This window comes from Nocardia sp. NPDC004260, assembly GCF_053603155.1.
On sequence record NZ_JBSGEZ010000285.1, the window covers coordinates 1 to 1,085 of the forward strand.

The window sequence follows — 1,085 nt, forward strand, 5'->3', positions numbered from 1 at the left end:
GACGCATCCAGAAACTCCCCGGCCATGTCCGCGGCTACTTCCATGCCCCACACACCGTTTACGCTTCAACCATTTAGTTCCGGGTCAATATAAGCACTTTCCACGATCCGATCAGCGTTTCGCTAAAAAATCGAGCGACCGCCCGAAGGCCGCTACCTATCCTCACCGCCGATCAGCAGGCGGAGCTGAATCCAGGTCTGCGACAGGTGATCGACTACCGCAAGAGCGGGCTGTCGGCGAACTGGATCGTCGGTTGTCCGCTGGATTGCACCTACTGTGTACGCCATACCTTCGACAACTTTGGGATGAAGGTACCTCGACGGCTGATGGACGAGGAAAACGCGGCTCGGATGCTGCTGCGCAACAAGCACTTCCGCCCGCATGTGACCCCGATCCAGCTGCTGAACAGAGTGACCGATCCCATGCTTCCCGCGGTGAAGCCGCACACCCTCGAGATGCTGCGTCTACTCGATGAGCAGGGTATTACCAACCACGTCCTGCTCATCACGCGGTGGCGGATCGAGCCAGAGGACTGCCCGGTCCTCAACACCTTCCACAACATCCGGCTGACCATCCTGGTTACGCACAGTGGAATCGAAGACGAACGCATCGAACCGGTCGACTCCAATATCGCGGCGACTTCGCTGCGGACCGCGTTCGAGCACGCCGAGAGCTATCGCGTGATCCTCTACTGGCGCCCGATCGTGCCGGGTCTCAACGACTCCGACGCGCATCTGGACCGGGCGCGTGAACTCAGCCATTTCGCCCACGCCACCGTCTTCACAGGCCTTTTCTTCAAAGACCAGATCCGCGACTACTACCGGGAGAACGGTCTGCCCGGGCTGTACGACGACAATCCCTCACGCAAGATATTCCCCGAGCAGTTGGAGCAGCGGATTCTGGCCAATCGTGCCGGGTTCGGATCGCCGTTGTTCCGGAAGACGAGTTGCGGGGTGACCTTCGCGCATAGCGTCGCCGACTACAACGGGCACTACCTATTGACTGAACTAACTACCCTCGTAATCCCAGTTCAGAGGGCGTTTTCGGCATGTGGTACTTATTCTCGCCATGTCGCGATCACAGAT

At 58.9% G+C, this 1,085-nt stretch carries 1 protein-coding gene; it reads left to right on the forward strand.

The genetic code is table 11. From position 1 onward, the window contains the following. Positions 1-206: 206 nt before the first annotated feature. Positions 207-1,085: hypothetical protein (locus tag ACWEO7_RS39685; protein ID WP_452431032.1), on the forward strand; the 879-nt coding region annotated here is incomplete at its 3' end.